This window comes from Adhaeribacter swui (assembly GCF_014217805.1).
Classification (GTDB): domain Bacteria; phylum Bacteroidota; class Bacteroidia; order Cytophagales; family Hymenobacteraceae; genus Adhaeribacter; species Adhaeribacter swui.
In genome coordinates this window covers 2,727,742-2,743,922 of record NZ_CP055156.1, presented here as the reverse complement: position 1 = coordinate 2,743,922, position 16,181 = coordinate 2,727,742, and the positions used below count along the sequence as shown (strand labels likewise).

Here is a 16,181-nt window from a genome sequence, read left to right as displayed (position 1 = left end):
TCTTTAAAGCCCAAAGGATTATCTAAGACAGCGCATTTACGTACTATTAACAAATCGCACTTTTAAATCTATACCTATGGAAGCTATAAAGAAATTTGTAAATGTAGTCGTGTTATTGTACCTGGTGGCGGCTACCCTCATTTACCTGGATGTTTTAAAAGTAGGCCAGGATACCAACCCGAACTTTAACACTACTTTTTATATTATCGGCGGCGTAGTTTTACTGCTCGAACTGCTGGTAGAAAACTTGTATATTGCCACCTTAAAACGCGAACATACGCATAAGGACCGCAAAGTAAATGAGCTAAAAGCGTTGTTGTACGACCAGAAACAAGAAATGCAGCAATATAAAAGCAGCGCTGCTTCTACTGTTTCTCCGGGAACTACACCTTTAAACTCAACGGTGCCGTATTACGATCGCAACACCATTATTGTAAAACCCGGTTTTTCATCGGGCCAGGACTCCAACCAGTCTGCGCCCCGAAATTCTGATTCTATCTAAAGCATGTCTAGTACTTCTGATCTTATTCTGGCCGAACTAACCGAGGCCCAAACTGTATTAACTAATTTTTTAAAAAATCCGGAAAATATAGCTCAAATAGAGGCTGCCGCCGAGCTCATGAGCAATGCCCTAAAAAACGGCAGTAAAATACTATCCTGCGGCAACGGTGGCTCTATGTGCGATGCTATGCATTTCGCCGAAGAATTATCGGGCCGGTACCGCCACGATCGCCGGGCTTTACCGGCCATTTCTATTTCGGACCCCAGTCATTTAAGCTGCGTGAGCAACGATTACGGCTACGAATTTGTTTTTTCGCGCTACCTCGAAGCTTTAGGAAATCCCGGTGATGTTTTATTAGCCATCAGTACCAGCGGCAACTCTGGCAATGTTTTAAAAGCCGCTGAAACTGCGCGCGAAAAAGGCATGAAAATAGTGAGCCTCACGGGCAAAGACGGTGGTAAACTAGCCGCCCTCAGCGACGTCGAAATTCGGGTGCCCCACTTTGGCTACGCCGACCGTATCCAGGAAATTCACATTAAGGTTATCCATATCCTGATTTTGCTGATTGAGCAAAAGGTAGTTGGTGCTTAGTTCAATTGGATATTAGATGTTGGATGTTAAATAGAAATTTTTAAAATTTAATATTTTTAGTTTTTGTCCACCAATAGGCTCCTTGGATATAAAAGAATGGTATTGAAAGAGAATTTATCCAATCATTTTAAAGCCTTACTTTCCTTTTTCATTATAACGGCTTTAAGCTTTATTATTCTTGTTTGGGCAAATTTTGATGAAGATTTTGTATTTATTTTTTCTATTGGCTACTGTATTGATGTTTTACCTGCCTTATACTTACATATTGAGTATTATATTCGAAATCTAGGTGAAGAATATAGAGTAAGCGAGAATGAATTAGTACACTATAAAGATTCTACAGCAAAGCGATGCAAAAACAGCGATATAGAACGAATAATAGTGTATATGTCACCAAGCATTTATAAAGGAAGTAATCTTCACTTTTTAGCCATTGAAAGCTATTATTATGCAAGAATACTTACTAAAGCAGGAGAAGAACTCATTATTACTTGTTTATTAACTCCAAATCTAGAATTAGCCTTAAAACGATTACAGGGTGTTCAATTTGAAAGAAGAAAAGGGCTCTTTAATTCAATTGCTTAGAACATTTTGTAAAAGTTAAAACTGAAAACTTCTTCTCTTAATTTAAAAATCTGGAATTTATTTCGGCCGGTTCCTGTTGCGCTTCCAACTATACCTAATTCTCTATATTTAAATTTACGGACAGAATTCATGCTCATAAAAACGTTCGGCAGCGCGGTGCAAGGCGTAAACGCTTATACCATTACCATGGAAGTAAATGTAACGCCGGGTACCAAATATTACATGGTGGGTTTACCCGATAACGCCATTAAAGAAAGTGAGCAACGCATCGAATCGGCTTTAAAATACAATGGCTACCGCATGCCCCGGCAAAAAGTAGTCATTAACATGGCGCCCGCGGGCATTCGCAAAGAAGGCTCGGCCTACGATTTACCCATTGCTTTAGGTATTTTGGCGGCTTCCGATCAAATGCGCGGCGAACGCTTGGGTGAGTACATTATAATGGGCGAACTTTCTCTGGATGGCACCTTGCGCCCGGTAAAAGGTATTTTGCCCATTGCCATACAAGCCCGCAAAGAAGGTTTTAAAGGATTTGTTTTGCCAATACAAAACGCCAACGAAGCCGCTATCGTGAATAAACTCGATATTATTGGGGTTGAAAATATAAAACAAGCCATTGATTTCTTTGATGGTAAAACAGACATTGCGCCTCTGGTAATCGATACCCGTGATATTTTTCAGGCTACAGTTAACCAGTACGAAGCCGATTTTGCCCACGTACAAGGCCAAGAAAATATAAAACGCGCCCTGGAAATTGCGGCGGCTGGCGGGCATAATGCGATCATGATTGGGCCTCCGGGGGCGGGTAAAACCATGCTGGCGAAACGCTTACCGTCTATTTTACCCCCGCTTACCATGCAGGAAGCCTTGGAAACTACCAAAATTCATTCAGTAGCAGGTAAACTCGGCGAGTCGGCTTCTTTGCTTTCCACCAGGCCGTTCCGGGCGCCGCATCATACCATTTCGGATGTAGCTTTGGTGGGTGGCGGTGGCGTACCGCAGCCCGGCGAAATATCCCTCTCGCACAACGGCGTGTTGTTCATGGACGAATTACCTGAGTTTAAACGTACCGTACTGGAAGTAATGCGCCAACCGCTCGAAGAACGACGTGTGTCGATTTCCCGGGCCAAAATGACCATTGATTTTCCGGCTAATTTTATGCTGATCGCTAGCATGAACCCGTGCCCCTGTGGCTACTACAACCACCCCGAGAAAGATTGTGTGTGCGGGCCAGGAGTAGTGCAACGGTATTTAAATAAAGTAAGCGGGCCGTTGCTGGACCGCATTGATTTGCACGTGGAAGTAACGCCGGTAACTTTTGACCAAATGACTGAGTCGCGGAAAACGGAGAGTAGCGAGGCTATCCGGGAACGGGTGGTAAAAGCGCGGCAAATTCAGGAAGAACGGTTTAAAGATTTTCCCAATATTCATTCCAATGCCATGATGCCCTCGCAGATGGTGAAAGAAGTTTGCGAGATAAACGCCGGTGGCAAAGCATTGCTCAAAACTGCCATGGAACGTTTGGGCTTGTCGGCTCGCGCTTACGACCGCATTTTAAAAGTAAGCCGCACCATTGCCGATTTGGCGGGAACCAATGAAATTAGAATTGAGCATTTAGCCGAAGCCATCCAGTACCGCAGCCTCGACCGCGAAGGCTGGGCCGGTTAGTTTTAACCTTACGGTTTACCAGATTGTAATTTTTAAATTTTTCTAATTTTCGGGAATTCAAACTACCTGCTGTTATGCGTAGAGTTAGCCTAGCGCTCTAAGTACAACTTCAGAAAAAATAAATTTTTAAAATCTTCTGATTTCATCAGCCTTAAAATCAAGATAAATAAAAAGTGCCGGCTACTCTTAATTAAGAATAGCCGGCACTTTTTATTTTATAAACTATCCAGAAACTGGTTTAGCTTACCACAATTCCGTACTTAATGAGTAAGGAGAATTACCTTGATTTAAAGTATCGGTAATTATGTTCGCAATTGAAACCGCTACTGTACCAGTAAATTTATCGGCTTCTACGCCATTGGAATAATGAATGTGCAGGGATTTTACGTCGCCGTTTTGCTCAAACAAAATCCGGGAAATCGCATTTAAGTTTATTAAATAAGTTTGTTTTCTATCTAGCTCGTGGTAAGTAAAAACAAGCACGTTTGGTTTTTCCATAGTAAATGTAAGTTCGGTTAGTTCGTGAAGTAGTCTGTACGAAGTTGCATGGTTCTCCGTTCGGCAATTCCGAAACATCCTGCTTATATCTCCAAAATTTTAAAATTTACAGATTCCACCAATAGGTAAACTTCACCACCAAAGCTCGGCTTTTTACTGTTAAGTGCGTGGGCAAGTAATTATCGGTGTACACGATAAACAAATCCGAAGCGGGTTTGTAGCGCCATTGCAGACGGGCATTTAAATTTACGTTTTTAATTTGCTCGTTGTACTGCACAAAAGTGGTTAAATACAAGGTGTTGGTCATGGTTACATCCAGACGCGGACCAATCAGCCAGAACTTATTTCTTCCCCAAGGTTCGGGTAATTTAATGTCGTTGTAATTAGCCGCCACGGCTAAACTCACGAACGGTTGAAAACGATACCCTAAGCTACCAGTCAGGTTCAGGCGCGTGCCATCAGCGTAATAGCCACCGTAGCGGGTAGTAAACGAATATGTAAAAATACTCTGCGGTTTAGACACAAACTCCGTTCCCCAGGATTTCCAGGAATGGTTAGAGCGGCGCGCCAGCGTATCGCCCTGGAAGTTGGTTGGGTCGAAAGGTGATAGTAATTTAACAAAATCGTAAGCGGTCCAGATGTTAAAAGTACTTCGGCTCCGGAAAGTGAACCCGTACGAAACCAGACTGGTATTGTCGGTAGTTTTTATTTTTTCGTCGGTAATGTGGTTGGTACTTACGGTTGGTCCGTGGTTTAAGATGGGACCTTTCTTCGGGAAGAACGAGTAACTTACCTTGGGGCTAGCCTGAATAAAGCCTTGACGCGGCACGTATCCTACTTCGGCGGTATAATTCTGGCCGACGTACTGGTGTTGCCAGTTAATCAGCCAGGCCCGGCTGGCGTACTGCAAATTAGCGGCGTGTACCCAATCACGACCCGATTTGCCTGGGCTAAACGATTTTAAAACCATGGCTTTCCCGGTCCAGACGTTGTTTGCCGAAGCCAGATTGTACTCAAACCCGATGTTCCGGTTATAGCGCGAGTAAACGGGTTTGGTGGGTTCCGCACCCGGATTGTAGTTTAAAGATTCCTTATTAATAAACAGCACGCCAATATACGAACGGGCAAAAACCCGTCTTTGCAACGAAGCCACCGCAAAATTCTGAGCCGGTAACCCGAGCTCGTCTACTTCGCCGGTTTGCATATCCATTACGCCTAAGCGCCAATTTTTACTTAATCGGCCGCTCAACCGGGCGCCAAATTTAATGGGCACGCCTAAGCCAATGCGGCGGGAGAAAAAAGGTCGGATGTTAGTATAGCCATAGTTGGTAAATAAATCGCCGTTTTCAAGGAAAAACTGCCGCCTTTCCGGGAAAAATAATTCAAAACGGTCCAGGTTAGTTACCTGCTGGTCTACATCTACCTGCGAAAAATCGGGGTTTACGGTTAAATCTAAGTTGAGCGAAGAGGTAATGGCCACTTTAGCATCGATACCTACTTCTTTGCGGTACTCCGTTTTTTGCCCGCCGGCAATATTCCGGAATAGCCCACCTAAGGCGTAAGGAATTAATGAAATGTTGGTACCGGCTTCGGGTGGTGGTTGGTCCCAGGCCAGGGTACCGGTATATGCCAAAGCCGCGCTCGGAAACTGCCGGGGCACCGGCGCCCACGCCGACTTTTCGGTACTTTTTAAATCTTGCCGGCCAAAGTTAATGCCCCAGTTGGTAATGCCTTTTTTGTACCGGATGGTTTTAAAAGGAATAGCGGCTTCAAAAATCCATTTATCGTCGTAATTTTTTACCGCTGACACCCACTTATTATCCCAGCTTAAATCTACTTTACTGCCTTCGTACATAATGCCATCCCACTGCGCTCCGGCGGCATTGGCACCAAAAGCAAAACCATTGGTTTGGTCGTCGAAAGGATCGATAAAGAAAATAAAATTATCATTTTTTAAAAAAGACCAATCCCGGCGCAACGACTCTACCATGTACGGACCGGGTATTGTAACATAGTTGGTTGCTATGATGTAGATGTTGTTTTTATCGTAGGTCATGCGTACTTCCGTAGGCACCTGGGCATAGCTGGTGTCCATGGGCAGCATCATGTAAAAATCTTTGGCTACGGCGGCTTCCTGCCAGGCTAGTTCATCTAGCACGCCATCAATTTTAATTTCACTAGAAGCCTCTTTTATGGGTAACTGGTAAGCGGCGTTCTTTTTTTGGGCGAATAATGGTAAACTAAGTAAAAGCGAGAAAAGCGCGAGTAAAGGTATTCTCATACAGGATTATTGTGATTCCGGTTTAAGGAATTTTTTAAAAATTTGCTATTGGTAATTAATTTTAATCAAGAAGTATTCGTTTATAATAAACTCTACATTGGCCAAATTATTAGGTATTTCTCTTTGGATGCAACTGCCCTGCCCAAGACATTTACTAGCTCAACTTCTGGCGCAAGTTTCCAAAACTTGTGCCTTCTTATAAAGTAAAGTCTGTGACTTTACTCCGGCAAAAGCCGGAACCCTGATCTGCTTTGGCAAGCTGCTAAAATATGGGTTTAGTAGTTTCATCCTTTAGCCAAAGCGTATTCTTCTGTACTTCCTTGGAGCCTTTTCAAGTCTCCAGGCTGCGGTGCTATCTAGTTTGACAAGGCTGAGTTTGCCTCATGGCCGGCAGGCCTCGTTTGGCTTTTTCGGGCTGGTCTAAGCTTCCTTTCCTCCTGCGTCGGAATTCTGCTTCGCAGAACCTGAACCTTAGAAGGCCCTCAATAGCCAAACTGGTGTCAGTCGCGCTTAGCTGCTGCTTTTGGGGCTCCTAAGAATACCTTATATAAAATTTTAAAATAAATAAAAAATCCTTCAGGCAGAATCTTTGGCTGGATGGCGCTTTTTAGTTTCTACCTGAAGGATGATTTTTTAAATTTTCAATTTTTTACTTAGCGGCTACTTTCTTGCTTAAATCTTTAATCCGGATGTTGCGGAAAGCTAGCGTTGAACCGTGGCCCAGGAAACCGATATAACCGGAGTTGCGGTGAATGCCCGGGTGATCTTTATGATCCAGGGTGCCGTTTTTTCGGGCTTCAGTTAAGTCGCCGTCCAGGATGGTAGTACCGTTTAGGATTACTTTGATTTTAGGACCTTGTACGATTACTTCCTGGTAGTTCCATTCGCCAACTGGTTTCAAGTAACCGCGTTTAGCTGGTAAAATGCCGTAAGCCGAGCCGTGATACTGGTATTTTTCCAGCGATTTGTAAATATCAGCGCCGTCATCCAGAATTTGTAACTCAATGCCGTTATAAGCGTTATCGCCTTCCATAGGAGCCCGGATGCCCAAGCCATTGTTCGCACCGGGCGTTAATTGAAACTCGAAACGGAAGATAAAATCGCTGTACTGGTCTTTGGTGTATAAATTACCGCGGCTACCAGGCTTCGGCGAAACGGCCAAAGTACCTTTCTCGATGGTGTAATCGGTGGTATTTCCTTGCCATTCGTGCATGTTGGTACCATCAAACAACACTTTAAAACCGGCTTTCTTTTCGGCGGCGCTTAGTTCAAAAGGCTTCGGACGGGGAATTTCGCGGATGTACAGGTTGCGGTAACCTACCGGCGAACCATGGGCCTGCAGTTCTATTTGTTCTTCGGGGAAGATTGGTAATTTAGAATCCCAGTAGTTTTCCAGGATGACGTTATCGGTTACCAGTTCGCCGTTCAGGTACACGGTTACGCGGTCGCCTTTCATTAAAATCCGAAAGTTATTCCACTCGCCCAATTTGTTATCCGCTACTTTTAAAGGCTTGCTGGGGTTTACTCTGTTGTTGTACAAACCACCAGAACCAACCTGGGCGCCATCTTTCACGCGGGCAGTATCCCACATTTGTACTTGCGGCGTGCCACGTAAATAAATACCGGCGTCGCCTTCTTTTTTACCATCGTCGTAGATTTTCCAATCTACCAGCATTTCAAAATCGCCGTATTTTTTAACGGTAGTCAGGTTATCGTAGCCTTTACCCACAAAAACGATTTCGCCGTTTTTCACTTGCCAGTCCTGACGCATTTGCTCGTCAGCTTTTTGCTGGGCAGCGGCTAACGTTTTCGCATCCATTTTTGATCGTTTAATCGGGTCAGCCACTAAGCCTTTCCAGCCGGTTAAATCTTTGCCGTTAAACATCGAAACAAAGCCTGCTTCTTTCGGCATCTCGTCGATTAACTTGCGGACGTTGGCTTTGGTATATTCTACTTCGGCACCTTGCATGGCACCCATGGCTTTGTTCAACAAATCGCGTACATCTTGTCCGTAAATATCTTTATTACCCAAAGCAATGCTGGTAACGGCATCAGCGGCTACTTGTTTTAAAGCGGCATCGTCGAGGTATTTACCGGCAAGTTGTAAGGCCAGATAGGTTGGGCTTTTGCCTACTTCATGCAGAATAACGCTTTTTTGTTCGGTAGTTTTGGCAATGTCCATCACTTTGGTTAAAAGCAACAGCTTTTGCTCCGCCGGGAATTTAGCGCTACTTACCTGCTTCACATAACCGCGCAAAGCCTGGTCGAAGTAAGGTGAATTTGGATCGGCTTGGGCAATATTAAATAATTCGTTCGCTGCACTGAAATCGGACCAGGTACCTAAAGCCGCAAAAGCTGCTTTCTTGGTTGCTTCATCGCCGGATTTAAAATCAGCCACTACGGTTTGTAAAGCTTTTTTATCACCAATTTTAGCCAGCACCGCATAGTACAATGGTTTTTTATCCGCGGGAGCCTGCGCCATTTGCTGCAAAATGGTTTCGGTTTGCTTGGCTTTTTCGCTTTCTCCTTTTACGGCGTTGTAGATCGCCTCTTGCATGACCGTTACTTCTTCCGGGCGATCAGCGGCTAATAATAAGGGATACAAAGAAGAAAGATTCTCCTGAGTCGCCATGTCTTTTAAAGCGGTTAAAGCAGCCAACTCCACTTTCGGATTTTTGCTTTTGGCTTCATCCAACACCACGTTAATTTGCTCGTTCGCTTTGCGGGCACCCAGTACTTCGAGCAAAGCGGCTTGGGCCGTTTCGTTCATTTTGGGTAATGCCTGGCTTACCTGCGGAACTACGTTGGTACCTTTCATGGTAAGGATAGCCGTTTGAGCAGCTTTTACCACAGTAGAATCGCCTTTGCGGGTAGCTTTTAAAATAGCGGGCAAAGCGCCATCCTGCCCGATTTTACCAGCGGCGGTAATGGCGGCTACTTTAATGCCTTCGTTTTTATTTTTAGTAGCTTTTAAAATAGCCGGTAAAGCTGCCGCATCGCCTTTCCGGCCCAACATGTTAATAATATCGGCTTTGGCAGCCGGATCAGCTTTTTTCAAAGCAGTTAACCATTGTGCGGTACCAGCATTTTTAAATTCTACAGCCCGGGTTAATGCGGCTACCCGGTAAGCTTGGTTTTTATCTTTTACCGCGTCTAACAAAGTAGGTAAACTTTGCTCGCCCTGCACATCCACTAAATAATTTAAAGCGGCAATACGGGTGGGTACCTGGCTTTCCTGAGTGGCTTTGCTGATTAAGGTTTGTGCCATTTTTTCTACCGGTGCTTTGTTACCGGCAGCCAGCATGGATTTAGCCCAGCGCAGGTAAGCGGCGGTAGCATTGGCATTCTGGTAAGCATAACCTGCTTTTTCGGCTTCGGCAGCTAACACGGGTTCAGCAGCGGGGTCGCCAATGTTTGCCAAAGCAAACAGCGCTACTTTCTTCGTTTTGGGGTCGCTGGCGCTACTGGCTATTTTACTGATGGCTGATACGGCGGCGGCATCTTTCGAATCGCCTAAGGCTTCTACCAACGATAATTGGCAGGTACCTTGGGCTTGGGATAAAGCCGTTAATAATGCCGACTTAGCACTGGCGGTATTGATTTTAACTAAAGCCCGCGCAGCCGGTCCGCAAACTTGGTCGTTGCTCAAATTTTTAACTAAAGCTGCCACTGCTTCGTCTTTGCCGACCATTTGCAACTGAAAAATTAAAAAAGTTTTGTTTACCGGATCAGTTACCTGATCCAAGGCTTTCACGTAGGCATTAGCCGCCATGGTGCGCAGATTTTCGCGGTTACCCTGGGCTACATAATACGAAAAACCGCCTAAAGCATATTGCACTTTGGTATTGTCGCCTTTTCCGGGGGGCACCAGCATTTTGGCCAAATCTACTAAGCCAGCTTCGCCCAAAGCGCCTACCTCGTTCATGTTGGTAGCTAGCTGCTGGGCATCCTGCGCCGGAAACATAGCCAGCACATCGGCAATCCGGGTAGAAGTTGTCCGGTTATCGACCTTAGTCTGAGCCTGGACACTGCCCGTTAATAGCAGGGAGGAAAGTAATAATACGGGTAATTTTTTCATGAATAACGGTATATTGATTCAAGGATGAGTCTTATAGTTAGCTAAATAGCTCCAAAATCTATTTGAGTTGTTTCATTGCTCAAGTCTTTTACCCTTCCGCCCTCCGGCCACCTTCCCTAAAAACAGGGAAGGAGATGGGGCTATTCCGTAAAACGAAATCAGCAGGTTTTGCACTTGGCCGAGGCTACTTATTCCATAGCTCTAGAAACAAATAAAAACTTAACTCAAAAACTCCCCTCCTAAGCTTAGGAGGGGTAGAGGTGGTTGAATTTTTAAATTTTCAGTAAAATGAATTCGTAAAACAATCAACTATATCACAAACGGGGCGCGCATGGGTTGATCTATGAGGCGGTTGGCAGCATCGTCGTCGATGAAAACTTGTTTTACCGGATCGAACTTAAGCGATCGCCCTAATTTTAGAGCGGCTAATCCCATGTTTACAATGGTGCAAGACCGGTGGCCGTTTTCTTCGTTCAAGGCAAACTTTTTGCGGTTTTTAACAGCATCCACAAAGTCGGTAACCTGAGGCTCCGGATCCGGGAAAGCGGCTAATTTTTTCTCTAAGTCCGGAATGTCGGATTTAAAACCAGGATATAATTTACCTTTTGGTCCTTCGATGTAAGCGGCATTCGTGTCTTTGCCTTCGCCATCCAGAATAATCTGACAACCATCGGCGTAAGTGTAAGTAATCCGGCGCCAGGTACCCACGGCCTCGGGGTGTTGCTGCGGCGCATCTACCTCCACGGAAACCGGGCTGGTATCGTCTTTACCCAGGAAATACTGTACCGGGTCTAAATAATGCTGGCCCATGTCGCCCAAGCCGCCACCATCGTAATCCCAGTAACCCCGGAAAGTTTGGTGCACCCGGTGCGGGTTGTATGGTTTATAAGGAGCAGGCCCTAACCAGGCATCGTAATCCAGGGTAGCTGGTACTGGCATGGGGTCGAGGTTGGTTTTACCTACCCAGTAGAATTTCCAGTCGTAGCCGGTAGTAGCGCCTACGGTTACTTTTAACGGCCAACCTAATAAGCCACTTTCTACTAATTTTTTAATGGGTTTAACCGGCGTACGCATGCCGTAGAACATATCTTCGAAGCGGAACCAGGTGTTTAACCGGAAAATACGGCCATGTTGCTGTACCGCTTCTACTACGCGTTTACCTTCGCCAATGGTACGGGTCATGGGTTTTTCGCACCAAACATCTTTACCAGCCCGGGCGGCATCGGCCGCCATAATGCCGTGCCAATGCGGCGGAGTAGCCACGTGCACAATATCTACTTCGGGTAACTGAATCAGTTCGCGGTAATCCGAAAAAGTTTTAACGGTGCTGCCAATTTTATCCAGCGCCAATTTTATATGGTTTTGTTCTACATCGCAAATAGCTACTACCTTGGTACCCGCGTAAGGAATGTGGCCCCTACCCATGGAACCAACGCCAATGATACCTTTGGTTAAGTGATCGCTGGGGGCCAGGTAACCTTTGCCGCCTAAAACGTGGCGTGGCACAATGGTAATTCCCGCGAGAGCCGCGATTGAAGTTTTAAGGAACTTCCTCCTTCCATTTGCATTGTCTAGAGTCATGATTAGATTAGGATTACTATTATATTTTTAAAATACTTAAATTCTACTCAATTTAACTAACTAAATAATACCTACTTAGATAAAAATCATCTATCCTGCTTCAGCTTAGCGCCCACCACCAGCAGTTTATCATTTTTAAAGCGATTGGCCGATGCAGGAAACCAAGGCAAGCTTAGTTTTATGAAGCTTATCTAAATTCTCCAATTAATTTTTCATTTCCTATAAAGACACCTTCATCCATGAAGTTGGTGACATTCATTTTTTAAATTTTTGCTTTGCGCCAATTAGCTTGTTTTATTACCGCTAATTTTTCTGCTTACTCCTCTCCTATCTGCTTTTACCTTTGCTCCAAAATTGGCTGTGAAGACACAGCCAAAGGCAGAGGATTTAAAAGCTAAAGTGTCGCTACTTATTTTGGTAGCCCCTTCCCCAGTGCCATTGGTTGTGTCTCCACAAACGATTTTCCGTTTATCTGTAAGCAGATTTCTTTTTTAAAATTATCTTAAAAAACTCTGGTCACTTCCGGAGTGCGCTAGTATTTGCACTGATTCCCAATATCCTGTTTTAAGGAATAACAACCTCAGCCGGCACACTCAAGCGGCCTTTTGGCGTAACCGTAATCGCCCGGATTTTTAAGTTACGATTAACCGGTAGAGCCAAAGGTTTGGTGTACAAGTCGGCGGTTTCGTTGGGCATGGTACCATCCAAGGTGTAGCGGATTTGTGCATCCGGTACAATAGAGGTTAGCGTAAGTGTGGCTTTATCACCTTGTTTTACAATTTTAGTAGAATCTAATCCGGCGGGTTCCGGCACCCGGTACTTAATGTTTTTGGCATCGAGGCGCGGGAATTGTTGGCCTAAGCGCTGCTGGAAATCTGCATAATTTTTCTTGGCGGAAGGCGTCCAGGCTACTTCTGCTAAAGCCATAATCCGGGGAAACAACATGTACTCCACTTTTTCGGGAGTCGGGATGTACTCGGTCCACAAATTAGCCTGCACGCCCAGAATATATTTATGCTGAGCCGGCGTTAACTCACTCGAAAGCGGATTGTAGCTATACACTTTTTCGAGGGGCAAATAACCACCAATCATTAAAGGTTCAACGGGACTGTGCGGCACCGGATTTTGACCGTAGTCCAGGTACAAATGCGAAGCCGGCGACATGACTACTTCGTTGCCGTGACGGGCTGCTTCAATGCCACCTTTTTCGCCGCGCCAGCTCATGATCGTAGATTTCGGCGAAATACCGCCTTCCAGAATTTCGTCCCAGCCGATTAGTTTTTTGCCTTTGGCCAGTAAAAACTTCTCGATGCGGTTGTTAAACCAACCCTGCACTTTTTCTACATCTTTGATTTTTTCCTTTTTCATGATGCCTTTTACCAAATTGCTTTCGCGCCAGCGGTCTTTAGGAGCTTCGTCGCCGCCAATGTGCACGTATTTACCCGGGAATAAAGGAATCACTTCGGCTAACACGTTTTCAAAAAACTGAAAGGTTTCTTCGGAAGGGCAAACAATATCATCAGAAATCCCCCATAAAGTGCGGGTTTGGTACGGACCGGGTTTGCAAGCTAATTCGGGGTAAGCCGCCAGAATGGCTACGGAGTGGCCAGGCATTTCAATTTCCGGCACAACGGTAATATAGCGTTTTTGGGCGTAGGCTACCACGTCTTTAATTTCTTCCTGGGTGTAAAAGCCACCATGAGGGATGCCGTCGTATTTATAATCTTCGGGCTTTTTCATGAGCTGCTGCGCGCCTACTAAACTTTCGTTCCGGAAAGCACTAATTTGCGTAAGTTTGGGATATTTTTTAATTTCTACGCGCCAGCCCTGGTCGTCGGTGAGGTGCCAGTGAAAAGTATTTATCTTATAAGCGGCTAAGTAATCGATGTATTTTTTAACGAAGGCTACCGGAAAGAAATGCCGGGCTACATCCAACATATTGCCGCGCCATTTAAAAGCGGGCTCATCGGTAATACGCACGTACGGCACCGCAATGGTTTCCTGAGCTGTGGGCGGTAAAAGCTGCATCAAGGTTTGGGCGCCGTAAAATAAACCAGGTCCAGCGGAGGCAGTTATACTGGCTCCGGATTGGTCTACAGTGAGCTGATACGCTTCGGGATTTTTACTGGTAAGAGCACCGATTTTTAATTTTACCGTTGCCTGGTTGGCATCCGGGGTTACTGTGGCTACTTTGCCCAATACGGTAAAATAATCTTTTAAAAAGCCCGCTACGTTTTGTTCGTCGGCGGTTTTAGCAGCAATTACTATTTTGGCAGGTAAGGTAAATTTTCCGTCGTAAGCTTTTACTTCTAAAGGCAACGGAACTAAGCCAAGATTACTGGCCGGAATTTCTTGGGTTTGTGCACGCGTGGGTAATAAACTGATCCAGGAAAGAACCAGCAACAGGTAAGCTTTTTTTCTCATGAATAAGGTAAAATAAATAAATGCAGTGCTCCTGGCACCCAACAAATTTAATGATACTTTGATGGAATTAAAATTTAATAAGCCGAAGTTTAAACAACTTTTTTTAAATTTTTCATAAATGTTAACGAACACACTATTTTAAAAAAGCAAAAAATTTAAAATTCGGGCGTTTTTGCTAATTAGCTTTGGAAACCGGAACAGGTTAAAACGAAAGAGCAAGCCCACCAGGTGGGCTTGCTCTTTCGGATTTAAATAGGTGGCTGCTTGTAAAACAAAAGCAACCCTAGTTTTTAAAGCGGATTTTGTTTTAACAGGTTAGCACCTACAATATCAATCTGCGTTTGCGGAATCGGGAAATATTCATCTTTGCCTTTTTCGAAAGTGGCGCCGTTTAAGTAAGTTCTTTTCTGGCTTTCTTTGGCTAAGTAAGCATTCAGCACTTCGGCGGCATTGCCCCAACGTACCAAATCAAAGAAGCGGTGGCCTTCCATCGCAAATTCCAGACGGCGCTCAAACTGTACCGCTTTGCGGGCGTATTCCTGGCTCGGGAAAGAAGGATATAAACCTACTTTGTAATTAGCCGCCGGCGAACCATCGGGCATGGTTACGACCACATTATCGGCCCGGTCCCGGATTTGATTCACAATGGTTAAAGCCGTAGCTAAATCATTTTCTTCCACGGCTACTTCGGCGCGCATTAACAAAACATCGGCAAACCGTACTGCCCGGTAATTGTTGGCGTTGGCCGTATTAGATTCTGCACCGGCATTTTCGCCTTGGTAAAAGGTATACTTTTTAGAGGTATAAGGTCCGGCAAAAGCCTGGTCACGAATCCAGGTACGACCGGGATGCAAGCCCCAGTTTAAAAATGGAATACCTCGACGGCCAACGGTCCAATCTAAACGCGGATCAAGACTACCAGCGTAGGGGGTAAAAGGATCGGTAGCCGCCAAGCCTTGATCGCTGGTTACATCGGTTTCGTTAAACGTATCTAATAAAGGCAAACCGTTTTCGTCGGTTTTAAAGGCGTTCACTAAATTCTGCGACGGCTGAAAGAAACCGCAGCAGCCCCCGGGGCCCGCATTATACGGGAAGTTTAAGTTATCGCCATTGTTTCCATTCTGGCCGCTACCGCCATCGGCTACAGAGTTCTGTACTTCCAGAATCGACTCGCTGTTGTTTTCAGTAGCAATTCTAAAATTATCGTGGTAGCTGTTTACTAAGGCAAAAGGACCATTATCAATAATATCGTCCAGCAACGGTTTAGCAGCAGTGTAATCTTGCTGAAACATGTGCGCTTTGGCCAGTACGGCTTTGGCGGTCCAGCTGCTGGCCCGGCCAGGTTGCGATTTTACGGCGGCTAAGTTAGCGGCAGCAAATTCTAAATCGGCTTCGATCATGGGCCAGATGTCCTTATCGTTCGCTACATTATAATCTGTAACTGTTTCGTCTACGTAAGGCACCATGTTCCACATTTTTTTAGCCTCCAGGTGGTACCAGCCTCTTAAGAAACGGGCTTCCGCAGTAATCTGCGTTTTTTCGGCATCTTTTACATCCGTGGCTTTAGCTAATAATTTTAACACGTCGTTAGACCGCGACACGCCATCGTACAAAGCTACCCAACGGTCGTTAAAAGCGCCGATATCGGCCTGCCCCTGGTAACGCTCAATGGTGGTAATTTGCGCCTGATCTCCTACGTCGCTGCCTTTGTAAGCATTATCAGAAGCTACTTCGCCGTAAATCCAGTTACTACCCGCTGAGGTAAAATTAGGTCCGGAGCCCACGCCATCCAGCAAACTGTAAGCGGCAATTAAGGCGGCATTTACTCCGGCCGCATTGCTCAAAGTAGCCTCATTGGCAACTCCTAGGGGGGTTCTTTCCAGAAAATCATCGCCGCAGGAACTGGTAAGTCCCAAAGAAACAAAGGCGGCTACTATTACTATTTTATTTTTCATGTGTTGATGCTTGCTAAA

Annotated in this window: 10 protein-coding genes; 4 read left to right on the top strand and 6 right to left on the bottom strand. The window is 45.2% G+C overall.

Annotation, left to right across the window (positions count from 1 at the left end):
• The first annotated feature begins 76 nt into the window (after window positions 1-76).
• From HUW51_RS11875 to HUW51_RS11860, 4 genes are all read left to right on the top strand, one after another.
• Window positions 77-502, top strand: a complete 426-nt coding sequence (locus HUW51_RS11875) for a hypothetical protein (protein WP_185274237.1) — start codon at window positions 77-79, stop codon at window positions 500-502.
• Window positions 503-505: 3 nt separating this feature from the next.
• Window positions 506-1,093, top strand: coding sequence for a D-sedoheptulose 7-phosphate isomerase (gene lpcA / locus HUW51_RS11870; RefSeq protein WP_185274236.1), 588 nt, complete (start codon window positions 506-508; stop codon window positions 1,091-1,093).
• 102 nt (window positions 1,094-1,195) lie between these two features.
• On the top strand, window positions 1,196-1,678 hold the full coding sequence (locus HUW51_RS11865; RefSeq protein WP_185274235.1) for a hypothetical protein: 483 nt from the start codon (window positions 1,196-1,198) through the stop codon (window positions 1,676-1,678).
• Between the two features lie 129 nt (window positions 1,679-1,807).
• A complete protein-coding gene (locus HUW51_RS11860) occupies window positions 1,808-3,346 on the top strand; it encodes a YifB family Mg chelatase-like AAA ATPase (protein ID WP_185274234.1) in 1,539 nt (512 codons plus the stop codon).
• A gap of 243 nt (window positions 3,347-3,589) precedes the next feature.
• Here the strand turns inward: HUW51_RS11860 and HUW51_RS11855 are convergent, their stop codons facing one another.
• The 6 genes from HUW51_RS11855 to HUW51_RS11830 form a co-directional block, all read right to left on the bottom strand.
• Window positions 3,590-3,844, bottom strand: a complete 255-nt coding sequence (locus HUW51_RS11855) for a hypothetical protein (RefSeq protein ID WP_185274233.1) — start codon at window positions 3,842-3,844, stop codon at window positions 3,590-3,592.
• A 106-nt stretch (window positions 3,845-3,950) separates the two neighbouring features.
• Window positions 3,951-6,125 carry a carbohydrate binding family 9 domain-containing protein gene (locus HUW51_RS11850; protein WP_185274232.1) on the bottom strand — a complete coding sequence of 725 codons (2,175 nt, stop codon included), beginning with the start codon at window positions 6,123-6,125 and terminating at the stop codon, window positions 3,951-3,953.
• Window positions 6,126-6,774: 649 nt separating this feature from the next.
• Complete coding sequence (locus HUW51_RS11845; protein ID WP_185274231.1) at window positions 6,775-10,203, bottom strand: family 16 glycoside hydrolase; 3,429 nt, start codon at window positions 10,201-10,203, stop codon at window positions 6,775-6,777.
• 309 nt (window positions 10,204-10,512) lie between these two features.
• Entirely contained in the window at window positions 10,513-11,709 is a 1,197-nt protein-coding gene (locus tag HUW51_RS11840) for a Gfo/Idh/MocA family oxidoreductase (RefSeq protein WP_228467017.1), read from the bottom strand.
• A 639-nt stretch (window positions 11,710-12,348) separates the two neighbouring features.
• Complete coding sequence (locus HUW51_RS11835) at window positions 12,349-14,208, bottom strand: beta-N-acetylhexosaminidase (RefSeq protein WP_185274229.1); 1,860 nt, start codon at window positions 14,206-14,208, stop codon at window positions 12,349-12,351.
• 290 nt (window positions 14,209-14,498) lie between these two features.
• On the bottom strand, window positions 14,499-16,163 hold the full coding sequence (locus HUW51_RS11830) for a RagB/SusD family nutrient uptake outer membrane protein (RefSeq protein WP_185274228.1): 1,665 nt from the start codon (window positions 16,161-16,163) through the stop codon (window positions 14,499-14,501).
• Between the last annotated feature and the right edge of the window lie 18 nt (window positions 16,164-16,181).

Excerpts from the sequence above, each read along its gene's own strand:
- HUW51_RS11875 (WP_185274237.1), top strand. The coding sequence starts at position 77 with ATGGAAGCTATAAAGAAATTTGTAAATGTAGTCGTGTTATTGTACCTG.
- lpcA (WP_185274236.1), top strand. The coding sequence starts at position 506 with ATGTCTAGTACTTCTGATCTTATTCTGGCCGAACTAACCGAGGCCCAA.
- HUW51_RS11860 (WP_185274234.1), top strand. The coding sequence starts at position 1,808 with ATGCTCATAAAAACGTTCGGCAGCGCGGTGCAAGGCGTAAACGCTTAT.
- HUW51_RS11855 (WP_185274233.1), bottom strand. The coding sequence starts at position 3,844 with ATGGAAAAACCAAACGTGCTTGTTTTTACTTACCACGAGCTAGATAGA.
- HUW51_RS11850 (WP_185274232.1), bottom strand. The coding sequence starts at position 6,125 with ATGAGAATACCTTTACTCGCGCTTTTCTCGCTTTTACTTAGTTTACCA.
- HUW51_RS11845 (WP_185274231.1), bottom strand. The coding sequence starts at position 10,203 with ATGAAAAAATTACCCGTATTATTACTTTCCTCCCTGCTATTAACGGGC.
- HUW51_RS11835 (WP_185274229.1), bottom strand. The coding sequence starts at position 14,208 with ATGAGAAAAAAAGCTTACCTGTTGCTGGTTCTTTCCTGGATCAGTTTA.
- HUW51_RS11830 (WP_185274228.1), bottom strand. The coding sequence starts at position 16,163 with ATGAAAAATAAAATAGTAATAGTAGCCGCCTTTGTTTCTTTGGGACTT.